Annotated in this window: 22 protein-coding genes and 1 pseudogene; 6 read left to right on the forward strand and 17 right to left on the reverse strand. The window is 60.9% G+C overall.

What is annotated here, in order from left to right; all coding sequences use genetic code 11:
- The 7 genes from GJ695_RS00520 to GJ695_RS00550 form a co-directional block, all read right to left on the reverse strand.
- On the reverse strand, nt 1-660 hold the full coding sequence (locus GJ695_RS00520) for a DNA alkylation repair protein (protein ID WP_154361909.1): 660 nt from the start codon (nt 658-660) through the stop codon (nt 1-3).
- 61 nt (nt 661-721) lie between these two features.
- Nucleotides 722-1,498, reverse strand: coding sequence for a peptidylprolyl isomerase (locus GJ695_RS00525; protein ID WP_154361669.1), 777 nt, complete (start codon nt 1,496-1,498; stop codon nt 722-724).
- Nucleotides 1,499-1,590: 92 nt separating this feature from the next.
- The gene (locus GJ695_RS00530) at nt 1,591-2,367 is read right to left on the reverse strand and encodes a peptidylprolyl isomerase (RefSeq protein ID WP_154357740.1); all 777 of its coding nucleotides are present in this window, start codon (nt 2,365-2,367) and stop codon (nt 1,591-1,593) included.
- A gap of 123 nt (nt 2,368-2,490) precedes the next feature.
- Nucleotides 2,491-2,772: a BolA family protein gene (locus GJ695_RS00535; protein WP_154357741.1), complete on the reverse strand. Its 282-nt coding sequence runs from the start codon at nt 2,770-2,772 to the stop codon at nt 2,491-2,493.
- Entirely contained in the window at nt 2,769-3,398 is a 630-nt protein-coding gene (locus GJ695_RS00540) for a septation protein A (RefSeq protein ID WP_154361670.1), read from the reverse strand. Before GJ695_RS00540 ends, GJ695_RS00535 begins: the two co-directional genes overlap by 4 nt.
- A gap of 9 nt (nt 3,399-3,407) precedes the next feature.
- On the reverse strand, nt 3,408-3,806 hold the full coding sequence (msrB, locus tag GJ695_RS00545; protein ID WP_154357743.1) for a peptide-methionine (R)-S-oxide reductase MsrB: 399 nt from the start codon (nt 3,804-3,806) through the stop codon (nt 3,408-3,410).
- A 14-nt stretch (nt 3,807-3,820) separates the two neighbouring features.
- Nucleotides 3,821-5,413: a protein adenylyltransferase SelO gene (locus GJ695_RS00550; RefSeq protein ID WP_208023337.1), complete on the reverse strand. Its 1,593-nt coding sequence runs from the start codon at nt 5,411-5,413 to the stop codon at nt 3,821-3,823.
- Here GJ695_RS00550 and GJ695_RS00555 point away from each other — a divergent pair.
- Nucleotides 5,412-7,058, forward strand: a complete 1,647-nt coding sequence (locus GJ695_RS00555; RefSeq protein ID WP_154361671.1) for a 3-(methylthio)propionyl-CoA ligase — start codon at nt 5,412-5,414, stop codon at nt 7,056-7,058. The two genes, GJ695_RS00550 and GJ695_RS00555, sit on opposite strands and share 2 nt — an antisense overlap.
- A 245-nt stretch (nt 7,059-7,303) precedes the next feature.
- Nucleotides 7,304-8,914 carry a methyl-accepting chemotaxis protein gene (locus GJ695_RS00560; protein WP_154361672.1) on the forward strand — a complete coding sequence of 537 codons (1,611 nt, stop codon included), beginning with the start codon at nt 7,304-7,306 and terminating at the stop codon, nt 8,912-8,914.
- An 18-nt stretch (nt 8,915-8,932) separates the two neighbouring features.
- Here GJ695_RS00560 and GJ695_RS00565 read toward each other — a convergent pair whose 3' ends face one another.
- The 9 genes and pseudogenes from GJ695_RS00565 to GJ695_RS00600 form a co-directional block, all read right to left on the reverse strand.
- On the reverse strand, nt 8,933-9,229 hold the full coding sequence (locus GJ695_RS00565; protein ID WP_154361673.1) for a hypothetical protein: 297 nt from the start codon (nt 9,227-9,229) through the stop codon (nt 8,933-8,935).
- Between the two features lie 9 nt (nt 9,230-9,238).
- Nucleotides 9,239-10,645: an MDR family MFS transporter gene (locus tag GJ695_RS00570; protein WP_154361674.1), complete on the reverse strand. Its 1,407-nt coding sequence runs from the start codon at nt 10,643-10,645 to the stop codon at nt 9,239-9,241.
- Nucleotides 10,642-11,085 carry a MarR family winged helix-turn-helix transcriptional regulator gene (locus GJ695_RS00575; RefSeq protein ID WP_154361675.1) on the reverse strand — a complete coding sequence of 148 codons (444 nt, stop codon included), beginning with the start codon at nt 11,083-11,085 and terminating at the stop codon, nt 10,642-10,644. The genes GJ695_RS00570 and GJ695_RS00575 overlap by 4 nt, the downstream gene beginning before the upstream one ends.
- Nucleotides 11,086-11,187: 102 nt before the next feature.
- Nucleotides 11,188-11,880, reverse strand: a complete 693-nt coding sequence (locus GJ695_RS00580; RefSeq protein ID WP_154361911.1) for a DUF4197 domain-containing protein — start codon at nt 11,878-11,880, stop codon at nt 11,188-11,190.
- Between the two features lie 55 nt (nt 11,881-11,935).
- Nucleotides 11,936-12,478: a chemotaxis protein CheW gene (locus tag GJ695_RS30580; RefSeq protein WP_371866469.1), complete on the reverse strand. Its 543-nt coding sequence runs from the start codon at nt 12,476-12,478 to the stop codon at nt 11,936-11,938.
- A 45-nt stretch (nt 12,479-12,523) separates the two neighbouring features.
- Nucleotides 12,524-13,465, reverse strand: a pseudogene (locus GJ695_RS30585) (chemotaxis protein CheW); the annotation flags it as partial.
- Nucleotides 13,458-14,030, reverse strand: coding sequence for a chemotaxis protein CheD (locus GJ695_RS00590; RefSeq protein WP_154361677.1), 573 nt, complete (start codon nt 14,028-14,030; stop codon nt 13,458-13,460). The gene GJ695_RS00590 and the pseudogene GJ695_RS30585, both read right to left, overlap by 8 nt.
- A 10-nt stretch (nt 14,031-14,040) precedes the next feature.
- Entirely contained in the window at nt 14,041-14,856 is an 816-nt protein-coding gene (locus tag GJ695_RS00595; protein ID WP_154361678.1) for a CheR family methyltransferase, read from the reverse strand.
- Nucleotides 14,857-14,858: 2 nt separating this feature from the next.
- A complete protein-coding gene (locus GJ695_RS00600; protein WP_154361679.1) occupies nt 14,859-16,556 on the reverse strand; it encodes a methyl-accepting chemotaxis protein in 1,698 nt (565 codons plus the stop codon).
- Between the two features lie 347 nt (nt 16,557-16,903).
- On the opposite strand from GJ695_RS00600, the gene GJ695_RS00605 reads away from it, so the two are divergent.
- The 4 genes from GJ695_RS00605 to GJ695_RS00620 all read left to right on the forward strand — a co-directional run bounded on the left by GJ695_RS00605 (nt 16,904) and on the right by GJ695_RS00620 (nt 21,305).
- The gene (locus tag GJ695_RS00605) at nt 16,904-18,985 is read left to right on the forward strand and encodes a 3-hydroxyacyl-CoA dehydrogenase NAD-binding domain-containing protein (protein ID WP_154361680.1); all 2,082 of its coding nucleotides are present in this window, start codon (nt 16,904-16,906) and stop codon (nt 18,983-18,985) included.
- A 155-nt stretch (nt 18,986-19,140) separates the two neighbouring features.
- Complete coding sequence (locus GJ695_RS00610) at nt 19,141-19,782, forward strand: PEP-CTERM sorting domain-containing protein (protein WP_154361681.1); 642 nt, start codon at nt 19,141-19,143, stop codon at nt 19,780-19,782.
- 186 nt (nt 19,783-19,968) lie between these two features.
- On the forward strand, nt 19,969-20,634 hold the full coding sequence (locus GJ695_RS00615; RefSeq protein ID WP_154361682.1) for an FxDxF family PEP-CTERM protein: 666 nt from the start codon (nt 19,969-19,971) through the stop codon (nt 20,632-20,634).
- Nucleotides 20,635-20,879: 245 nt separating this feature from the next.
- Nucleotides 20,880-21,305 carry a helix-turn-helix domain-containing protein gene (locus GJ695_RS00620; protein ID WP_154361683.1) on the forward strand — a complete coding sequence of 142 codons (426 nt, stop codon included), beginning with the start codon at nt 20,880-20,882 and terminating at the stop codon, nt 21,303-21,305.
- A gap of 41 nt (nt 21,306-21,346) precedes the next feature.
- On the opposite strand, the gene GJ695_RS00625 is transcribed toward GJ695_RS00620, so the two are convergent.
- Nucleotides 21,347-23,044: an MFS transporter gene (locus tag GJ695_RS00625; protein WP_154361684.1), complete on the reverse strand. Its 1,698-nt coding sequence runs from the start codon at nt 23,042-23,044 to the stop codon at nt 21,347-21,349.
- Nucleotides 23,045-23,113: the final 69 nt, after the last annotated feature.

A 23,113-nucleotide genomic window follows, 5' to 3' on the forward strand; every position in this document is an offset into this window, starting at 1 on the left:
TTAGAGGTGCTTATTCGCCTCACGGAAACTGAGCGGCGCGAGCCGCTCTTTTTCTTTGTGGGTGAATAAGCGCACCGCGTCCGGTGCGTGACGGGCATAATCCCTTAATGCCCAGCCGATGGCTTTTTGAATGAAGAATTCTTTTTCATGTGCCAGCGCCAGGGAATAACTGAATAGCCGCTGCGCGTCGGTTTTATCGCGCCAGCCCAGTTGGTGCAACAGGGCGATGCGCCGCACCCACATATTCTTGTCCTGCAGCGCGGCGTCCATATAATCGTGCTGGCCGCGCAGGACGTCGCCGATTATGCCGGCCAGCGTATCGACGCTGTCCCACCACGATTTATCCCGCACCAGTTCCAGCAGCGCCGGAATATCCGATACCGCCAGTTCCTTCCAATGCAGCGCCAGCAGATCCAGCGCCACATAGTGATATTCCCGTTGCGGCAGCCGCCACAGCGCGCGGGCGTGCGCGAGCAGCCGGTCGGCGCCGGCGCCTTTTAACGCCCGCAGCAGCGGTTTGGCGGCCGCGCGGCGCTGCGGTGTGCCGACACCGAGGAAATCGAACTGGTCGCGCATATAGGCGCGCATGGCCGGCGCACGGGCGTGGTCGGCGGCGGAGGCGAGGGCGGCTTCGATGCCGTTGAGGAATTCAGCTGTCATACTATTCTTCAGGCGTAAAAAAAGCGCCTGCATGCAGGCGCTTTTTGTTCAGCGATCCAGCTTACTGGACTTTGGCTTTTTTCACCAGCTCTTCGCGGTAAGCGACGATCTTGCGCTGTTGCAGGGCTTCAGCCACCTGCGGTTTGACTTCTTCCAGCGACGGCAGTTTGACTGGACGCGATTCTTCCAGTTTGATGACGTGGTAGCCGAATTCGGTTTTCACTGGCGTCTGGGTGATTTCACCGTTTTTCAGTGCCACCATGGCGTCAGCGAATGGCTTGACCAGTTTGCCTGGAGTCATCCAGCCCAGGTCGCCGCCGTTATTGGCCGAACCGTCTTTCGATACCTTGGCCAGCTCTTCGAATTTACCGCCGGCTTTCAGCTTGGCGATAATATCCTTGGCTTCCTGTTCGGTGGCCACCAGAATATGACGCGAGTGATATTCGGTGCCGCCCATGGCAGCTTTGTATTTGTCGTATTCCGCTTTGATTTCAGCGTCCGACACCGGATTCTTTTTCACATAATCCGCCAGCATCGCATTGATGATAATGCTTTGACGGGCGTTATCGATAGCAGCGGTCACATCAGGCTTTTTGCCGTAACCCTGTTTATCGGCTTCCTGCAGCAGTACTTCGCGGCCGATCAGTTCTTTCTTGACCATCTCGCGCAGCTGCGGCGAATCAGGCTGCTGGCCTTGGGCCACAACCTGCTTGACCATTTGATCAACGCGGGAGGCAGGAATAGCCTTGCCATTGACGGTCGCGGCGTTCTGCGCGAATGCTGGTGCTGCAACGACAGCGATCAGGGCTAACATCAGACGGGCTGGCTTCAACATCATTATCTAAATCCTTTAAAAATTACACTCTGAAGGTGCATCATACCTACGCAGAATTAAAAACGGCGCCCCGCAGGGCGCCGCCTTTCATTACATTACTGCACTTTTGCTTTCTTTACCAGTTCTTCTTGGTACGCTTGCAGTTTCTTCTGGGTCAGCGCTTCAGCCACTTGTGGCTTCACTTCTTCCAGAGTCGGCAGTTTTGCGGCGCGGATGTCGTCCACCTTGATCACGTGGAAACCGTTCGGAGTCTGCACTGGCTTCTCGGTCACTTGGCCTTTGCCCAGTGCTACGAAAGCTTGCGAGAATACTGGCGGGAAGGACGAAGGCGAGGCCCAGTCCAGATCGCCGCCATTGGCTGCCGAGCCGGTGTCTTTCGACTGCTTGGCCAGGTCTTCAAACTTGGCGCCGCCCTTGATCTTGGCGATCACGTCGTTGGCTTCCGCTTCGGTGGCCAGCAGGATGTGGCGCACGTGGTATTCCTTGTCGCCGGCTTGAGCGACGAAACGATCGTACTCGGCCTTGATTTCCGCGTCCGATACCGGATTTTTTTTCAGGTAATCAGCAACCATGGCGTTGATGATGATGGCCTGGCGGGCGTTTTCGATGGCGGTCTTCACATCGGCGTTTTTACCAAAACCCTGCTTTTCAGCTTCTTGCATCATCACTTCGCGGCCGATCAGGTCTTTCTTGATCAGTTCGCGCAGTTGCGGCGAATCTGGCTGCTGGCCCTGGGCCACGACTTGCTTGACAACAGCTTCCACGCGCGAGGTCGGGATAGCTTTACCATTAACAACGGCAACGTTCTGCGCAAAAGCTGGTACGGCGACAACGAGAAGTGCAATCAGCAACTTAGCTGGCTTGAAAGTCATTATTAATTCCTGTTTTGGAAAAAGTTTTAGCGAGTTGCCTGGATGGACCTGGACTAACTATCGTTCTTTGTCTTCAATTATTTTAAAAGGCGATAGCAGCCACTTCCAGACCCAAGCACGACATCATACTTCGGACGGAGCCAATGCGGTAATGGCCAATGCATGAATTTCTTTATGCATCATATCGTGCACGGAATCATACACGAGTCGATGTCTTGTGACGAGTTTAAGGCCTTCGAATTGTAACGAAACAATTCTGACGTTGTAATGCCCGCCACCAGAGGCGGCGCCGGCATGTCCGGCATGGGCCGCCGAGTCGTCATCGAGCACCAGTTCGACCGGCGCCAGTTTGGCTTCGAAAGCGGCGCGCATGCGTTCCATGCGGGTATCTTGAATCTGATTCATGCCTGGTCCTTCATGTGACGCGACAGGTAAATGGTTTGCGCGACGATAAACACAAACATGATGGCGGTGGCGCCGAATGCCTTAAAGCTGACCCAGGCGTCGGTATTGCCCTTGAAAAGCACAAACGCCAGATACCAGTTCAATACGCCCATAAAGGCAAAGAAGGCGATCCAGGCCACATTCAGGCGGGTCCAGATCTGGTCCGGCAATTCGATCATCTCGCCCATCGATTTGCGCATCAGGTTCTTTTTAAACACCAGGTCGCTCACCAGCAGCGCGGCGGCAAACAGCCAGTACACGATGCTCAGTTTCCATTTAATGAAATCCTCGTCGTGCAGGTAAATGGTGAGGCCGCCGAACACGACGAACATGCCCAGCGACAGCCACAAAATCCCGTCGACCTTGCGTCCGCGCAGCTTGATCCAGCCGATCTGCGCCATCGTGGCCAGGATGCCGACCAGCGTGGCGATCACGATGGGCGCCTGCTCGGCCGTCACCGAGCCACCGGAAATCATGCCGCTCAGGTAGGTGTTGATGAAGTGCTGCGCCGCTTCGGCGTTCCAGCCGGCCAGCTTGTAGGAGCCGAAGAACAGCAGTACCGGGATCAGGTCGAACAGGAATTTCATGGTGTCTTATTAGTCTTGTGGGTCAAAGCGCAGGGACGCCGAGTTAATGCAATAACGCAGTCCGGTCGGCGGCGGACCGTCCGGAAATACGTGGCCAAGGTGCGCATCGCAGACGGCGCAAATGATTTCGGTGCGCAGCATACCATGGCTACGGTCGACCTTTTCGATCACATTGGCCGGATCGAGCGGTTCGAAATAGCTCGGCCAGCCGCAGCCGGAATCAAACTTGGCGTCGGACCGGAACAACGGCGTATTGCAGCAGACGCAGGTGTAGATGCCGTGCTCATGATGATCCCAGAATTTGCCGGTAAAAGCACGTTCGGTAGCGGCATGGCGCGTGACTTCGTATTCCATCGGGTCCAGTTCGGCGCGCCATTCGGCGTCGGATTTGACAACTTTATTGCTCATGGCTTATTTCTCGCTTAAGAAGAACAACTGACTTCAAGATGGCTGGCCCAATCAGGGGGCAGGGCGGCATAGTGCTCGTGTTCGGGCTGTTCGTCGTAGGGGCGCTGCAACACTGTCAGCAGGCGCTCCACTTCGGAAAAGTCCTTATTTTGCGCCTTTTCGATGGCCACTTGGGCCAGATAGTTTCGCAGCACGTATTTGGGGTTGACTTGATTCATCGCAAGCGCGCGCGCGGCGTCATCGCTTTGCTCCGCTTGCAGGCGCGCACGGTAGCGTTCGGCCCAGGCGTCGAAAGCGGCGCGGTCGATGAACAGGTCGCGCAGCGCTTCATCGCCGCTGGCGTCGGCCGCGCGCAGACCGCTCAGGCGGCGGAAGAACAGCGTGAAATCCACGCCCGACAGCATGGCGAACATATCGTCCAGCAACGCGCGGTCGGTGTCGAAATGCTGGTCCAGCACTTGCAGGCCCAGCTTGGCGTGCAGCAGCTCGTCCAGCTTGGCGGCGAATTCCGGCTGGTAGACATCCAGCGCGGCTTGCGTTTCCTCGACTTCACCGATCAGCGGCAGCAGCGCCTGCGCCAGTGCGTAGCAATTCCAGTGGCCTACCTGCGGCTGGTTGGCGTAGGAATAGCGGCCCTGCTGGTCGGTGTGGTTGCAGATGTGGTTGGCGTCGAACGCTTCCATGAAGCCGTAAGGGCCGTAATCGAGCGTCAGGCCGAGGATGGACATATTGTCGGTGTTCATCACGCCATGCATGAAGCCGACCGCCTGCCAGTGCGCGATCATGTGCGCGGTGCGGCGCGTGACTTCCTCCAGCAGCGCGCGGTACGGATTCTCGGCCTGGCGCAGCGCCGGATAGAAGCGGTCGATGACGTAGTCGGCCAGCAGTTTCAGCTCGTCGTTTTTCTGGCGGTAGTACCAGTGCTCGAAGGAGCCGAAGCGCACGAAGCTGGGCGCCATGCGCACCACCACCGCCGAGGTTTCCACGGTTTCGCGCATCACGCCCTGGTCCGAACCGGCCACCGACAGCGCGCGCGAGGTCGGCACGCCCAGCGCATGCATCGCTTCCGAGCACAGGAATTCGCGGATCGACGAGCGCAGCACGGCGCGGCCGTCGCCCATGCGGGAGTAAGGCGTCAGGCCGGCGCCTTTCCATTGCAGCTCCAGCGGACCTTGCGCGGTCGGCACGTCGCCGAACAGGATGGCGCGGCCGTCGCCGAGCTGGCCGGCCCAGACGCCGAACTGGTGGCCGGAATACACGGCCGCCAGCGGCTGTGCGCGGTCAGGCACGGCGTTGCCGATCAGGATGTCGAGGCTCTCGGCCACCTCGGCCGGCGACAGCCCGAGCAACTGCGCTGCCGGCGTGCTGATGCTCACCAGATAAGGCGAGGGCAGCGGTGTCGGCATCAACCGGGTGTAAAAGGCAGGCGGCAGGGACGCGAAAGAATTGTCCAGCGGCAGATTGGCGACTGTAATGATGTACTCCAGGTTGACTGAGCCTTGGATTTTACCGCAGTGCGCGAATGCGGCAGTGCAGCATCGAAAACCATTGACGCTGGAGCGGCCAGCGCACGAAACTTTGCCTATAAAACAATCGGAGACGACCATGCCATCCCCAGCGCCACTGATGGGCCAGATGATGGATCAGCCGCTGCTGATCTCGACCATCCTCGATTTCGCCGCGCGCCACTACGGCAGCAGCGAGATCGTTTCCCAGCGCGTCGAGGGCGACCTGCACCGCTATACCTTCCGCGACTGCCACCGCCGCGCCAAACAGCTGGCACAGGCGCTGCGTCAGCTTGGCGTGGAAATGGGCGAGCGCGTCGCCACACTGGCCTGGAACGGTTACCGTCACCTGGAAGCTTATTATGCCGTGTCCGGCAGCGGCGCGGTGCTGCACACCATCAATCCGCGCCTGCATCCGGAGCAACTGGCCTACATCTGCAATCACGCCGAAGACCAGTACCTGCTGTTTGATGCGTGTTTCCTGCCGCTGGTTCAAGCCATCGCGCCGCACTGCCGGACCGTCAAGGGCTGGATATTGCTGGGCGACGCCGGCGCCATGCCGGCCGCCGCCAGCATGCCCAATCTGCTGTGCTACGAAGATCTGCTGGCCGCGCAGGATGGCGACTACACCTGGCCGGTGTTCGACGAAAACGCCGCTGCCACACTGTGTTATACGTCCGGCACGACCGGCAACCCGAAAGGCGCGCTGTATTCCCACCGCTCGACGGTGCTGCACGCCTACGCATCGGCCTTGCCGAACGTGCTGAACGTGTCCTCGCGCGACGCCGTCATGCCGGTGGTGCCGATGTTCCACGTCAACGCCTGGGGCTTGCCGTATTCGGTGCCGCTGTCCGGTGCGAAAATGGTGTTTCCCGGCCCGGCGCTGGACGGCAAATCCGTCTACGAGTTGATGGAGAAGGAAAAAGTGACGTTCTCGGCCGGCGTGCCGACGGTGTGGCTGGGCCTGATCAATTACTGCCTGCAAAACAATCTGAAGTTCTCGACCTTCCGCCGCACGGTGATCGGCGGCTCGGCCTGCCCGCCAGCCATGATGAACACGCTGATCGACGATTTTGGCGTCGAGGTGATCCACGGCTGGGGCATGACCGAGATGTCGCCGCTGGGCACCACCGGCGGCCTGCTGGCCAAGCACATGGACTTGCCAAAGCAAGAGCAGCGCAAGATCCTGCAGAAGCAGGGCCACGCCATCTACGGCGTCGACATGAAAATCGTCGACGAGCTAGGCGAGGAATTGCCCTGGGACGGCGTCAGCGCCGGCAACCTGCTGGTCAAGGGGCCGTGGATCATTGCCAGCTACTTCCGCCACGAGGGCGGCGACGTGCTGGAGAACGGCTGGTTCCCGACCGGCGACGTCGCCACCATCGATGCGGACGGCTTCATGCAGATCACCGACCGCGCCAAGGATGTCATCAAATCCGGCGGCGAGTGGATCGGCACCATCGATCTGGAGAATATCGCCATGTCGCACCCGGCCGTCATGCAGGCCGCATGCATAGGTGTTTTCCATCCCAAATGGGATGAGCGGCCGCTGCTGCTGGTGGTTCTCCGCGCCGGCCACGAGCTTGGCCGCGAGGAGTTGCTGGCCCATTTCGACGGCAAGGTGGCGAAGTGGTGGCTGCCCGATGATGTGGTGTTTGCGCAAACCTTGCCAGTGGGCGGCACGGGCAAAATCCAGAAAAACAAGCTGCGCGAGCAGTACCGCGAGTACCGCCTGCCGACCGCATGAACAGCCGTTGACGGCCTGAAATCATCCCGGCCGCGCGCCGGGATTATTGTTTCTAACTATCAATATCGGAATTATTTCAGAAACAAATGGTTTGACCTCAAACGGCTTTGCCATTACATTATTGCCCTACAGCACTTTTTAATGGCCACCTCGGCCAATCCAGGCGCGTATCCCGGCAAGCACCAGCCCGGCGATAGTTATCTATTCGGCACGCTCCCGGCCAATCCAATAAGACGAGAAAAACTATGTTCAATAGCATAACCATCCGCACGCGCCTGATCGCCACCATGTCCGTCATCGGCATCCTGATGCTGGTCCTCGGCGGCCTGAGCATCTTCGGCATGAATACCGTTAACTTCGCATTGAAAGACGTGTACTCCAACCAGATGGCGTCGACCATCGCCCTGGGCAACGCCAAGAACTTCCTGAACCGTTCGCGCTTCGTGATCGACCGCGGCGTGTTCCATCCGGAAGCGCCGGACCTGGAGAAAACCCTGGGCCGCGCCGAAGGGTTCATCCAGGATTCCGACAAGGCCTGGAAAGAATACCTGGCCCTGCCGCTGGGCGACGATGAAAAGCTGCTGGCCAAGGATCTGGAAGGCAAGCGCGCCACCTACGTGGGCGAACTGCGCTCGCTGATCTCCGCGCTGCGCGCGCAGGATCAGGACAAGATCGAAAACCTGTCGATGAAAACCCTGTCGGCGCAGTTCGGCATTTTCGACGCCGCCTCGGTCAAGCTGGAAGACTACCAGCTGACCTCGGCCAAGGACCACTACGAGCAGAGCCAGTCGTTCTTCTCCACCTTCACCAAGAGCTACACCGTGGCGCTGGTGCTGGGTGCCGCGCTGATCATCTTCTCGGCCGTGCGCCTGCTGCGCGCCATCCTGCGTCCGCTGCAACACGCGCTGGGCCACTTCGACCAGATCGCCACCGGCAACCTGGCCAACCAGATCGACATTTCGCGCAACGATGAAATGGGCAAGCTGATGCAAGGCCTGCAGAAGATGCAGGACCAGATGTCCAGCACCGTCAGCAGCATCCGCAGTGGCAGCAGCGCCATCGCCACCGCCAGCGCCGAGATCGCCTCCGGCAACCTGGACCTGTCGCGCCGCACCGAAAACCAGGCCGCCGCGCTGGAAGAAACCGCGTCGTCGCTGGAAGAGCTGACCTCGACCGTGCGCCAGAACGCCGACAACGCCCGCCAGGCCAATCAACTGGCGTTGAGTGCGCAGGACGTGGCCGGCAAGGGTGGTCAGCTGGTGTCGCAGGTGGTGGACACCATGGGCAACATCAACACCTCGTCGCGCAAGATCGCTGACATCATCGGCGTGATCGATGGTATCGCCTTCCAGACCAACATTCTGGCGCTGAACGCCGCCGTGGAAGCCGCCCGTGCCGGCGAGCAGGGCCGCGGCTTCGCCGTGGTCGCCACCGAAGTGCGCAACCTGGCGCAACGTTCGGCTGCCGCCGCCAAGGAAATCAAGGAACTGATTACCGAATCGGTGGAACAGGTCGACGCCGGCAACCAGCTGGTCGACAAGGCCGGCGCGACGATGAATGACATCGTCAGCAGCGTCGAGCGCGTCACCAGCATCATGACCGAAATCATGGTCGCCGGCGAAGAGCAGAGCGAAGGCATCAACCAGATCAACCAGGCCATCGTGTCGATGGACGAAGTGACCCAGCAGAATGCCGCGCTGGTGGAAGAAGCGGCCGCCGCCGCCAACGCCATGCAGGAGCAGGCTGCCCAGCTGGAAGAAATGGTCAGCACCTTCAAGGTCGAGAGCGTTGCGACCAGCCGTCATGGCAACAACCGTCCGGCCCTGCGTCGTCCGGCGCTGGCCCTGGGCCAATAAGTATCGCGCCGCGCCCGGTTACCGCCGGGCTTTGCTGAAATGCACCGCCAGGTAGATGCCGAGCAGCAGCGCTCCGGCGATGGTCAGGCCGAATTCCGGCGACAGCGAGACCTGTACCGGATAGGCCGCAAGCAGCGAGAATCCGGCCAGCAGATTGGCGAATCCCCACAGTACATTGATCAGCGCGCTGGACAGGCCGACGCCGCGCGGTTTCGCAAACGGCGTCGGGAAGGCCTGGCCCTGCAAGCCCGCCGCCAGGTGGGGCAGGGCGTTGCACAGCAAGGCGCCGGTGAAGAAATGTGCGAATGCGTGCATGGTGCCTCCTTATTTCTGCGTGCTTGTATGATGGGCCAGCGGTAGCTCGGGCAGCCAGAACAGCATCAGCAGTCCGAGCCCGACCATCACCGTGCCGACGCCAAAAATTTGGCCGATGGCATGGCGGTACAGCATGGCATTGGCGGCACTCGCCGCCTGGCCGTGCAGCTGCTGCGCCAGGATGGCGCCCGAGCCGGTCACGCCGACCAGGCCGCCCAGCGAACGGAAGAAGCCCAGCATGGCCGTGCCGACGCCGCGCCGCGTGGCGGGCAGGGCGTTCTGCACCGCCATCGTCATGTTGGGCATCACCAGGCCGAGGCCGGCGCCCAGCACGAAGATGGCAGGTTCCAGCACCAGGTAGCCGGCGTTGTTGAGAATGCCCCAGGCCAGCGCGCCGAAGGACAGCGTCGCCAGCGCCAGGCCCACCACCTGCGCCGGCTTGTAACGGCCGGACTTGCCCAGGACACGGCCGTTCAGCGCCGACGAAATCACCAGTCCCACCATCATCGGCATGGTCAGCAGGCCCGAGTTGGCCGGACTGGCCCCCATCACCATCTGGAACAGCAGCGGGAAGAACACGCTCGAACCCATCATGCCGACGAAGGTCAGCGCCAGCACGACGCTGGCGACGTTGAACACGCGGTTGTCAAACAGGTCCGGCGGCAGCACCGGCTCCGGTACGCGGCGCACATGGAACAGCAACGCCACCGTCAACACCACGGCCAGCACGGCGGTGTAGAGGATTTCGTGCGAATTCCAGGCCCATTCGGTGCCGCCCAGCGCCAGTACCAGCAGCGCCGCCGTCACCGCGCCGGTCAGCAGCGCCGAGCCGAGGTAGTCGATCTTGTGCGCGTGGTGCGGCTTATCGTGCGGCATCGACTTGGCGATCACGTACAGGGCCACCGCGCCGACCGGCAGGTTGACGTAGAAAATCCAGTGCCACGACAGCCAGTCGGTCAGCAGGCCGCCCAGCACCGGGCCCAGCACGCTGGTCAGCGCGTACACGGCGGCGATGCTGCCCTGGCGCTTGCCGCGTTCGGCCGGCGGCACCAGGTCGCCGATGACGATTTGCGCCAGCGGCATGAAGCCGCCCGCACCCAGCCCCTGGATCGCGCGGAAGGCGATCAGCTCGACCATGTTCTGCGCCAGCCCGCACAGGATGGAGCCGAGCAGGAAAATGATGATGGCCGCGTACAGCAGCAACTTGCGTCCGTACTGGTCACTGAGCTTGCCGTACAGCGGCATGGTGGCGGTGGAGGCCAGCACATATGCCGTCACCACCCAGGACAGGTGCGACATGCCGCCCAGGTCGGAGACGATGCGCGGCAGCGCGGTGGCGACGATGCTCTGGTCGAGCGCCGCCAGGCCGATCATGATGACCAGGCCGATATAGATGTTACGGATGGAAGTCTTCATTCGCCGATCTCATTCAGGTAGACAAGTGCGTTGCGCAGCGCGGCCGCGCCTTCCGGCGGCAGCTGTGCCAGCTTGCGCGCCAGCCAGTCGCGGCGGCGCGCGCGCAGCTCTTGCAGCACCGTGTCGCCGTGCTCGGTCAGCAGCAGGCCGCTGCGGCGGCGGTCCTCGGGATCGGGCGCGTCGCGCTTGACCAGGTTGAGCGCTTCCAGCGCCTTGATATGGCCGCTCATGGTCGGCCCGCGCAGCTTTTCCTGCCGCGCCAGGTCGGCCACGCCGATGCCGGGTTGCTGGCTGATGGTTGACAGCAGCATTTTCTGCTGCAGCGTCAGGCCGGCAGGATCGTTGTCGCTTTCCTGGCGCAAGCGCCGGAAGATGTGGTGCAGGGCGGTGCGCAACTCGTCTGCCAGTGCGATCGCCTGTGGTGAAATATCGGTGGTCATGGTTAGGATGATAGGTAGGCTACCTATCTATCTTAATACCGCTTGGCCACAAATTCAAGGCGAAAAAAAAGCCCGGCGAACCGGGCTTAGGAGAAAACCAAGTTATTTGAGCGCGCCGAAGACTTTTCCGATCAGCTTGCTGCCGGTGCCCAGCGGGTCGGCGCGGATGGCTTTTTCTTCCTCGGCGATCATGGTGTACAGGCCGTCCAGCGCGCGCTGGGTGACGTAGCCTTCCACCGTGGCCTGGTCCTTGGCCAGCATGCCCATCTTCGGCGCCAGGCCCATGGCCGTGTTGTACTTGGTGGCCAGGCCCGACTTGTCGGTGACTTTCTTCACCACCGGCAGGAACTGCACCGCCAGCTTGTCCTGCGTCTTGGCGCGGAAGAAATCGGTGACCGAGGTGTCGCCGCCGGTCAGGATATTCTTGGCATCGGTGATGCTCATCGACTTGACGGCGTCGATCAGCAGCGGCTTGGCCATCGGCACGGCGGACTCGGCGGCGTGGTTCATCTGTACCACCAGGTCATCGAGCTGCTGGCCCTTGCCGGTCATTTTCAGGATCGGACGCGCCTGCTCCAGGATCTTGGGCAGCGGAATGCGCACCTTGTCGTTGTTGAGGAAGCCGCCATCGGCGCCCAGCTTGGCCACGGCGGCGTTCGAGCCGGTTTCCAGCGCCGCCTTCAGGCCGCCGGACGCATCCTGGTTGCTGAGGTCGGACAGCGAAATCGCATAGGCGCTGGCGGCCAGCAGGCTCATCGGAATCAACAGGGCAATCGAACGGCGGGATATCGGCATCGGCATGGTGGGGAAACTCCAGATTAGCAATACTGCTACTGTACTCCACCAGGCCTCATGCCGCCAGCGCCGGAATCTCCCTGGCCAGCCGTTCCAGCAGGCGGTCGCACTGGAACACGCTGAGGGTCTTCTGCGCGCCGTCCGCGCCGTCGATATTGATGACCTCATCCATTTCGCTGCGCGGATCGCCCTGCGAGTTTGGATTGCGCATCATCTTCGGCGCGCCGTAGCGGCGGCTGTCCTCGATGGTCATGATGTTTTCCACCGCGTCCACCATCAGCCCGAAGCATTCTTCGCCGCGTTCCACCACCAGGATCTTCGACTGCGAGGTGTCGGCCAGCGGCGCCATCTGGTACAGACTGCGCAGGTCGATCACCGTCACCATCTGCTGGCGCAGGTTCATCATGCCGCGCATGAAGGCGGGCAGGCCGGGTGGACGGGTGATCTCGCCGACCGACAGGTCGATGATCTCGCGCACCTGCTTGATCTCCACCGCATAGCTGTTTTCCAGCGCGAAGGTGATGTAGACCTGGCGCTGGCTGCGCCGCGCATCGCGCCGCTCGTTGCTGGCGATGATGGCCTCGTCCTTGGGATACAGGTTGGCGTGGCCGGTGCGCATTTCCTTGATTTCGCTGCTGGAGAAAATCTGCTGGTGATCGAGGAAGAAGATGTCGCCCAGGTCCGGCTTCGACAGGCAGCCGCCGAACATGCCGGCGCGCGCCTTGCTCAATAGCGGAATCGGCATGATCTCTTCACGGTAGAAATTGACGATGTTGTCGACCGAGTCGACCAGGAAGCCGATGGTGGCGTCGTCGATGCGCGCCACGATGATGCGCTGGTCTGGGCCGAAGGTCCGTTCGCCAGCCGGCGCATCGCCCGTTGCCGCATTCAGCAGCGTGGCAAAGTCCACCACCGCCACCGGCGCGCCGCGGAAGTTGATGCGTCCCAGGCAGAGGGCGCTGTTGAGCACCGAGGCCTGCAATTCCGGCACGCGGATAATCTCCTGGATCGCGCCCATCTCGAAGGCAAACGAGGAAATGCCGACATGGAAGCTGACGCACTGGCGCCGCTCGCCCTGATGGCGGCGCGTTGCCTTGTCGGCGGCCGATTGCAACGCCAGCACCTGCGGCACGTTCTCGATGCGTACCAGCGCATCGGGATCGAGGATCTGCACCAGCCGCGCGCCATGGTCGAGCATGATGGTGCCGGCCACCACGCCGCGCTTTTCGCCGTCGGTGTAGGTCAGCGTGCTGCGCTGCTCCGGCCGCACGCGCAGGATTTCGCCGGTGGCGTCGAACAGGATGCCGACCAGTACGCCTTCATAATCGAGAATCGCGATCTTGTCGGTGGGCTGCGCCGCGCGGGCGCCGGCGTCGAACACACGCGCCAGATTGACCACCGGGATCACGCTGCCACGCAGCGTGAACACGCCTTCCAGGAAGCGGGGCGACAGCGGCAGCGCCGTTACCTTGGCCGGATAATTGACCACTTCGCGAAAGCAGCTGGCGGGCAGGGCGAATTCATCTTCGCCCAGTACGAAAGAGCCGAACAGTTCGGTGCCGGACGTCGCCGAGGCATCAGGCATATGCGGCTCCCTGGGTAGTGGTGACGATTTCCTGCACCGAGTAAGTGCAAGTGGCGCAATCAATGGTCATGGTGCGGCCGCACTTGCCGCCGATGCGGCAATAGGTGACGTTCAGGCCGTGCTTGCGCAGGTGCTTGCGCGCGGCTTCGGCGTTTTGCTGGCCGATCTGCAGGCGGCTGGAGCAGCTGTTGAGCATGGTGGCGCCGCCGGCGACAACCACCTCGATGTCCGCATAGTCCGCCTCGGTCGCACCGATCAGGCGCAGCAGCGACGGCACGGCCTGATTGACATAGCGCGCGCCGAATTCATCGGCCATCTGCGGGCATTCCGGCAGCAGGCAGTGGGCCAGCGCGCAGCGGCCGCGTTTCTTCCAGATCAGGCCGATGCCGACGCAGGAACCCAGCAGCGCTTGCAGCTGCTCAGTGCGGATGCCAAGCTTGAGCTGGCCCATCGCCACTTGCAATGGCGCGCGCGGGCCATTGTCGGTGCGCTCGCTGAAATCCGCCCAATGCGGAGGCGCGACCGGGACCGGCTGCTGTAACGGGAGATTGAAGATCGCTTGCATGGTACACCGCCTATTCCATTCTATATATCATCGGCCGGTCGAACTGGTAGGCGGTGTTTAGGCCAGTGATCGATTCGGATTCGCCCACGATCATGATCGCGTGGGATGCCATGCTCAAACGGGCTTGCTGCAGGATGGTCTGCTGCTGTTCCTGATCAAAGTAGATCAGTACGTTGCGCAGAAATACCAGGTCAAACTGTTTGGCCGGCTTTAGGGGAGTCAGCAAATTATGCTGGGCCAACTCGACGTTTTTTTTCAGTGCATCCACCACCCGCAGGCCATTGGCGCTGGGACGGAAATATTTCTTGACCCAGTCCGGATGCGTGGACTGGATGCGTTCAACCGAGCGGCCGGTGTACTGGCCATCGCGCGCCAGCGCCAGAATCTGCTGCGAAATATCGGTCGCATGGATCTGGTAGCTGAAGCCGGCGTTGGCGGCGGCGAATTCCTCGCACAGCATGGCCATCGAATACAGTTCCTCGCCGCTGGAGGAGGCCGCCGACCACACTTTCAGGCGCTGGCCCGGATGCGCGGCCCACCACTGCGGCAGGAATTCCTTCTCGACGTAATCCCACACCTGCGGCGTGCGGAAGAACAGCGTGTCGTTGGTGGTCACCAGGTCGATAAAATGCGGAATCTCGGCCCGGTCCTGCTCCACCTTGTCCAGGTACGCCTGGTAGCTGGCCAGGTTCAGCGCCTGCACGCGCGGGCGCAGGCGGCGTTCCAGCAGCACACTTTTACGTTCCGTCATGGCGATGCCGGTGTGCTTACGCACCAGCGCGATCAGCGCGCTCAGCGTCGCCGGGCTAAAGCCGGTGGCTTCCATGATTACACCGTGAAGCCGGATACGGTTTTGTTCAGATCGCCTGCGCGCTGGTTCAAGCCTTCGGTCGAGCGGGCGATGCTGTCGCAGGCGGCGGCCGATTTCTCGGCCTCCTCGGCGATGTACTGCACCGCGGTGCTGACTTCGCGCGCCGTCAGCAGCTGCTCGTTGGTGGCCTTGGAAATGTCGGAAATCGCCTCGGTGGTCTTGACCACGCCGGCCAGGATCTTGTCGAAGGCGTCGCTGGCCTGGCGCGAAATCTCGCTGCCGGCGGACACGCGCTTGACCGACTCGTTGATCAGCTTGGAAATCTCCTTGGTGGCCTGCGACGAGCGCTCGGCCAGCTTGCGCACCTCGTCGGCGACCACCGAGAAGCCCAGGCCGTGCTCGCCGGCGCGCGCTGCCTCGATGGCGGCGTTGAAGGCCAGCATATTGGTCTGGTTGGCGATGTCGGAAATCACCTTGACGATTTCACCGATGTCTTCCGACGAGCGGTTGATCAGGTCCATCGCTTCGATCGACTTGGCCACCGCCTTGGCGCCGATTTCCGCTTCGTTCTGGGTCGACTTGGCCATGGCGTCGGCGTCCGAGGTGTTGCCGGCGATGGTGTTGATCGAGCTGGTCAGGCCGTCGATCGAGGCGTTCATCTCTTCCACGGTGGCGCCCAGCGCCTGGGTGCCGACCGCCACGCCGTTGCAGCGCTCGGAAATGGTGGTCGACGCGTCGGCCAGGCCGCTGGCGGACATCACCACGTTGCTGATCACCTTGCGCAGGTCGTCGATCATCTTGCTGATGCCTTCGGCCAGCTGATCCAGCGGTTCGTCGCCTTCGACCAGCACTTTGCTGGTCAGGTCGCCGTTGGCGGCGTGTTCGACCGAGTCCAGCAGGCGGGCGATTTTTTCGCCGTCGGACTTGGCCTTGGCGGCCACCGAGTGTTCCAGTTCGACCTGGGCGGTAATATCAGTCGCAAACTTGACGATTTTATACGGATTGCCGTTCAAATCCATGATCGGATTATAAGTCGCCTGTATCCATACAGTTTTCTTATTATTACCTACACGTTTATAACGGCCGCTATCGAATTCGCCACGATTCAATTTTTGCCAGAAACGTTTATAGTCTGCACTGGCGGCAAAATCAGGATCGACAAACATGCGGTGGTGTTCGCCTTTAATATCATCAAGGTAGTAACCCATGACGTCGAGGAAGTTGTCGTTGGCGGTCAGGACGTTGCCGCTCATGTCGAATTCGATGACGGCCTGGGCCTTGGCGATGGCGCTGACCTTGCCTTCATACTCGGCGTTGCGCATGCGGGTGTCGGTGATGTCGGTGGCGAACTTGATCACCTTGTACGGCTTGCCGTCGGCATCCATGATCGGATTGTATGAGGCGTTGATCCAGATTTCACGGCCGCCCTTGGCCAGGCGCTTGTATTCGCCGTGCTCGTATTCGCCGACGGCCAGGCGTGACCAGAACTGCTTGTAGGCGGGGCTGGCGGCAAATTCCGGTTCGCAGAACATGGAGTGATGGCGGCCCTGGACTTCCGACAGCGAGTAGCCGAGTACGCGCAGGAAGTTCTCATTGGCGTGCAGAATTTTTCCTTCCAGGTCAAATTCAATGACCGCCTGCACGCGGTTCAATGCGGCGTGGATGGCTTGCAGTTCGACGTCCTGCGTTTGAATTACCTGGCTTGGAGCATTCATTGGAGAATCCCTATCAAATATGAAGAAATGCCAAATATCGTAATCCGTTTAATAACTGTGATATTTGGAGAGAATTATTTTGATATTCGGGGGCGGGGAATATATGCGAGTAGTTTTTATTATTTCGTTTATTTAAAACCGAAGCAAGCCGATCACAATAAGAATTCAGTATATTGTGAGCATGAAGCAACAAATTTTTCGCGCGTTCTCCGCGTTGCAAAGCGACGTCTCCTCCGCCAAAAGTGCAGCCCGTGCGACGGTTGTCGCAATCAAATAAAAAGACGGTCGTTCTTTTATGCGGTATAGTTGACAGGTAGCCCTCCCACCAAAAAAGATAAGGAAGAGACATGACTGCTGAATACCAAGTGCACGGCGCCGTAGCCGTCATTACGCTGAACAATCCGCCGGTCAACGGCATGGGACTGGCGACGCGCACCGCCGCCGTCAACGGCATCCAGCGCGCGCTGGCCGACGACGCGGTCAAGGCCATCGTCATCACCGGCGCCGGCAAGGCGTTCTCGGGCGGCGCGGACATCAAGGAATTCAACACCCCGCAAGCGCTGGCCGAACCGAGCCTGCATACTTTCATCGCCACCGCCGAAGGTTCGACCAAGCCGGTCGTCGCCGCCATTCACACCGTCTGCATGGGCGGCGGGCTGGAGCTGTCGCTGGGCTGTCATTACCGCGTCACCATGCCGGGCGCGCAGATCGCGCTGCCCGAAGTCAAACTCGGCCTGCTGCCGGGCGCGGGCGGCACGCAGCGCCTGCCGCGCGTGCTGGGCCTGGAGCCGGCGCTGAACATGATTGTCTCCGGCAATCCGGTGCTGTCGGAAAAACTGCCGGCGCTGTTCGATGAAATTTTTGCCGCCGATGCCGACCTGCTGCCATCGGCCGTGGCCTTCGCCGAGAAAATCGCCGACGTGCGTCCGCTGCCGAAAGTGCGCGACCGCAAGGTGGATTACCCGAACCACGAAGCTTTCCTGCAATTCTCGCGCAACACCGTCAAGGCCATGTCCGGCCCGTTCCCGGCGCCGCTGGAATGCGTGGAAACCGTGGCCGCCTCGGTCACCATGAAATTTGACGATGGCATGAAGTTCGAGCGCGAGCGCTTCCTGCACCTGATCCAGACCACCGAGTCGAAAGCGCTGCGCCACGCCTTCTTTGCCGAACGCATCGCCAGCAAGGTGCCGGATGTGCCGGCCGATACGCCGGTGCGCCCGATCAAGTCGGCCGCCATCATCGGCGCCGGCACCATGGGCGGCGGCATCGCCATGAACTTCCTGAACGCCGGCATTCCGGTCAAGCTGCTGGAAACCAGGCAGGAAGCGCTGGACAAGGGCATCGCCACCATCCGCAAGAACTACGAGAACACGCTGAAGAAGGGCAAGCTGACCCAGGAAAAACTGGACCAGCGCATGGGCCTGTTGAGCAGCACGCTGTCCTATGACGAGATCGGCCAGGCCGACATCGTGGTGGAAGCGGTGTTCGAGGAAATCGGCGTCAAGGAAGCGGTGTTCCGCAAGCTCGACGAGGTGATGAAGCCGGGCGCCATCCTGGCCACCAACACCTCGACGCTGGACGTCGACAAGATCGCCAGCTTCACCAGGCGTCCGCAGGACGTGATCGGCACGCACTTCTTCTCGCCGGCCAACGTGATGAAGCTGCTGGAAATCGTGCGCGGCAAGGAAACCGCCAAGGACGTGCTGGCCACCGCGCTGGCCCTGTCCAAGAAGCTCAAGAAAACCGGCGTGGTGTCGGGCGTGTGCGACGGCTTCATCGGCAACCGCATGATCGAGCAGTACAGCCGCCAGGCCGGTTTCCTGCTGGAGGAGGGCGCGCTGCCGGAACAGATCGACAAGGCGGCTGAAAAGTTCGGCTTTGCCATGGGGCCGTTCCGCATGGGCGACCTGGCCGGCAACGACATCGGCTGGGCCATCCGCAAGCGCCGCTACGTCGAAAAGCCGGAGATCAGCTATTCCAGAACCGCCGACCTGCTGTGCGAGATGGGGCGTTACGGCCAGAAAACCGGCGCCGGCTGGTACGACTACAAGGCCGGCGACCGCAAGGCCTATCCAAACGACGAAGTGAACGCCATGATCGTCAAGCACTCGGCCGACCTGGGCATCACGCGCCGCAAGATCAGCGACCAGGAAATCGTCGAGCGGCTGGTGTACGCGCTGGTCAACGAAGGCGCGCTGATCCTGGAGGAGGGCATCGCGTTGCGCGCATCCGACATCGACATGGTGTATCTGACCGGCTACGGCTTCCCGCTGTATCGTGGCGGTCCGATGTTCTACGCCGACACGGTGGGGCTGCCGAATGTGCTGGCGGCGATCAACAAATACGCCAAGGGCCATGAGGGCAAAGCCTGGCAACCGGCGCCGTTGTTGCAAAAACTTGCGGCTACAGGAAAGAACTTTAATAGCTAATTTCTATTGCAAATACGACATATCAATTATTAGTTTGATCACAATTTGCGGTCGGGATCGTTATAATCGATCCCGGCCGTTGTGTTTTCCCTGCCCGGAAAACGGCTGGCAGTCAGCGGGCATTCCGAAAAACGATACTAATAACAGGGGTTCACATGAAGCACATTATTTTTGCAGCAGCACTGGCTGCGGCCAGCATGTCCGCAGCGCATGCCGATATCAACGGCCTGTACAACACCGGCATTGGCGCCAGTGGCTCGCAGGATAGCCATTACTCGCTGCTCGCCGCCAGCAGCGACACTCCCATCTCCAACATACTGCCGTACATCACGGACAGCGGTTATCCGGTGGGCACATGGGTACCGAACAGCGGCGATTCCAAGTGGATCACGCCGACCTCAAACCAGGCGCAATCTTTCGACGCCAGCGCCGATGGGATTTACACCTACACGCTGACTTTTAACCTGAGCGGCTACAACCCGGCCACCGCATGGTTCAGCGGACGCCTTGCCTCCGACAATACTGTCCAGGTCCTGCTGAATTCTCACAATATCGGCAGCGCGAACAGTTACGGCAACTGGACCACTTTTGGCGCGTCCAGCGGCTTCATCTCCGGACTCAACACGCTGCAATTTGTTGTTACCAACGAGGCACTTAGTGGCGGCAATCCGACGGGCTTGCGCGTGGAATTTCGGGAATCCAACGTGACAGCCGTGCCGGAAGCGGAAACCTACGCCATGCTGCTGAGCGGCCTGGCGCTGATGGGCGTGGTGGCACGCCGTCGCCGCTCTAAATAAAGTGTGAACAAATGCTCACGTGCCTTAAAGAAATATTAATGGCTTGTGAGCATTTCTACAAAAACTCCGATATAATTTACAGCAACAGGAGTTACTTCTTCGCAACCCCAAAAAATGGTTCGATGATGAAAAACCGGCATGCCTATCGATGCTGGCAACTTCACCAATCACTTTTTAGGGGTTCTCATGAAACGCATCGTCATCTCTGCCGCACTGGCAATCGCAGCAATTGGTTCCGCCCACGCAGCCAGCATCGCCGGCCTGCAAAATACTGGCGTTGTGTCCACTGGCGTCGTTGGCGCCGCAGGCAGTGGCGACACCCACTACACCCTGAGCGCGGCCAGCAGCGACACCACGATCGCCAGCACCGTCCCGGTCATCACCAACGACAGCCAATGGCCGATCAACCCGTGGCTGGCCAACAGCACCGACTCCAAGTGGATCACGCCGACCAGCAGCCAGGGCCAGAGCTTTGACGCCTGGAGCGCCGGCACCTACACTTACACGCTGTCGTTCGACCTGACCGGCTACAACGCCTCGACCGCCTCGTTCGTGGGCCGCCTGGCCGCCGACAACGCCGTCACGGTCAAGCTGAACAACAGCGTCATCAGCACCGCCGCCGGCTTTACCGACTGGACCTCGTTCAGCGCCAACAGCGGCTTCGTCGCCGGCCTGAACAAGCTGGACTTCGTGGTCACCAACTGGCAGCAGAACGGCGGCAACCCGACCGGCCTGCGTGTGGAATTCGCCTCGTCGAATATCACCGCGGTGCCGGAACCAGAAACCTACGCCATGCTGCTGGGCGGCCTGGGCCTGATGGGCTTCATCGCCCGCCGCCGCAAAGCCGCGTAACCGGGTACGTTTCCAAACCGGGGGCAGTTCTGCCAATCGCACACGAGCGCGGCTGTAAGCGCTCCGGATGCGGATTGACGCGGGGTTCTGCTGATCTGCGTCATATTCCGCTGCGGCGGAGCGGTGTAGGGTGGCTGAATGAGCCGCCCTCTACGATTGGAATTTGCCGGCGCCCTGTGTACAGCTTTTTAGACGAGTGGCCGTGGAGCAGCTACGCCCTGACCATGCAGGATGCACCGCCGCCAATGTGGCTGCAAATCGATTGGCTGCTTGGGTACTTCGGCGCCAACAGGACAGAAGCCATCGGTGCCTATAAACGATTTGTCGCGGTGGGCGTCGGCGCTGATAGTCCCATCAAGAATATACGCCATCAGCTTTTGTTAGGGGACGACGCCTTCGTCACCACTTACCGCTCCGCTCGCTCTGTGGACTTGCTCAACGAAGTACCGCGCGAGCATCGGCGTGCACTCGCGCTGTCGCTTGCGGAGTGCCAGGCCAAGTTTGCGGACCGCGATGAGGCGATCGCCCAGGCATGTCTCTCCACCGCCTACACCATGACGCAGATCGCCGCGCACTTCCACATTTCCTACCGCACCGTCAGTCGCATAGTGCACAAAATGGAGCATCTACAGTCGCGCTCGTGTGCGATTGGCGGAACTGACCCCGAATGAAAAAAGCCGCCCGGAGGCGGCTTTGTGCTGTGCGGTGAGAGTTAGTCGGCCGCGTAGATGTTGTTGTCCTTGGTTTCGCCGACGAACAGCGCACCGATCACGGCAGTGATCAGGGCGACGATGATCGGATACCACAGGCCGTAGTAGATGTCGCCCTTGAACGCCACCAGCGCGAACGAGATGGTCGGCAGCAGGCCGCCGAACCAGCCATTACCGATGTGGTAAGGCAGCGACATCGAGGTGTAGCGGATGCGGGTCGGGAACATTTCCACCAGCATGGCGGCGATCGGGCCGTACACCATGGTCACGTACAGCACCAGGATGAACAGGATCAAGACCACCATCGGTTTGTTCATCTGCATTTCGTCGGCTTTCGCTGGATAGCCGGCCGCCTTGATCGCGCCGCCGACTTCTTTCTTCAGCGCCGCTTCGCTGTCTTTCGACGGTTTGTCGAAGTTCAGGCCGTCAGGGGTCATGATCGCGTTGAACGAGGTGATTTCCTTCTCGCCGACCTTGATCTTGGCCACGCTGCCGGCTGGCGCATCCTGCGTCGTGTAGTTCACCGAGGCATTGGACAGCATGCCGGTGGCGATATCGCACGACGATGGGAATTTCTTGGTGTTGGTCGGGTTGAACTGGAAGTGGCACGATGCCGGATCAGCGTACACCACCACTGGCGAATTTTTCAGCGCCGCTTCCAGTTGCGGGTTGCCGTAGTGGGTCAGCGCGCCGAACAGCGGGAAGTAGGTGGCCGCCGCAATCACGCAGCCGCCCAGAATGATCCACTTGCGGCCGATCTTGTCCGACAGCATGCCGAAGAAGATGAAGAACGGCGTTGCCAGCGCGAGCGCCAGGGCGGTCATGATGTTGGCGCTGGCGCCATCGATCTTCAGCACTTGGGTCATGAAGAACAGCGCGTAGAACTGGCCGGTGTACCACACCACCGCCTGGCCCATGGTCAGGCCGATCAGCGCCAGGATCACGACTTTCAGGTTGCGCCATTGGCCGAAGGCTTCGCTCAGCGGCGCCTTCGAGGTCTTGCCTTCGGATTTCATCTTGGCGAAGGCCGGCGATTCATTCATCGACATGCGGATCCACACCGAAATGCCCAGCAGCAGCACCGACACCAGGAACGGCACGCGCCAGCCCCAGGCATTGAACGCTTCCTCGCCGATGGCGGTACGGGTGCCCAGGATCACCAGCAGCGACAGGAACAGGCCCAGCGTCGCGGTGGTTTGAATCCATGCCGTGAACGAGCCGCGCTTGCCGGCCGGCGCATGCTCGGCCACGTAGGTGGCCGCGCCGCCATACTCGCCGCCCAGCGCCAGACCTTGCAGTATCCGTAGCCCGACCAGCACAATGGGCGCCGCGATGCCGATCGCCGCATAGCCGGGCAACAGCCCGACAATGAAGGTGGAGGCGCCCATGATCAGGATGGTGATCAGGAAGGTGTACTTGCGGCCGACCATATCGCCCAGGCGGCCGAACACGATGGCGCCGAACGGACGCACGATGAAGCCGGCCGCGAACGCCAGCAGCGCAAAGATGAAGGTGGTGGTCGGTTCGCCAATGAAGAACTGCTTGGCGATGATCGGCGCGAGCGAGCCGTACAGGTAGAAGTCGTACCATTCGAACACGGTGCCGAGCGAGGACGCAAAGATCACCTTGCGCTCTTCGGCGGTGATCGGCGTGGCCTTGCCGGATAGGTTGCGCGGATCAGCGGTACCTGGATTTGCCATGATGTGTCTCCTTTGATTTTTTAGGATATTTTTCCCCAGCTGAGATAGCGATAAGCAAGTTATTACTTC

The sequence above is a fragment of the Duganella alba genome (assembly GCF_009674495.1).
In the GTDB taxonomy this organism is placed as follows: domain Bacteria; phylum Pseudomonadota; class Gammaproteobacteria; order Burkholderiales; family Burkholderiaceae_D; genus Rugamonas; species Rugamonas alba.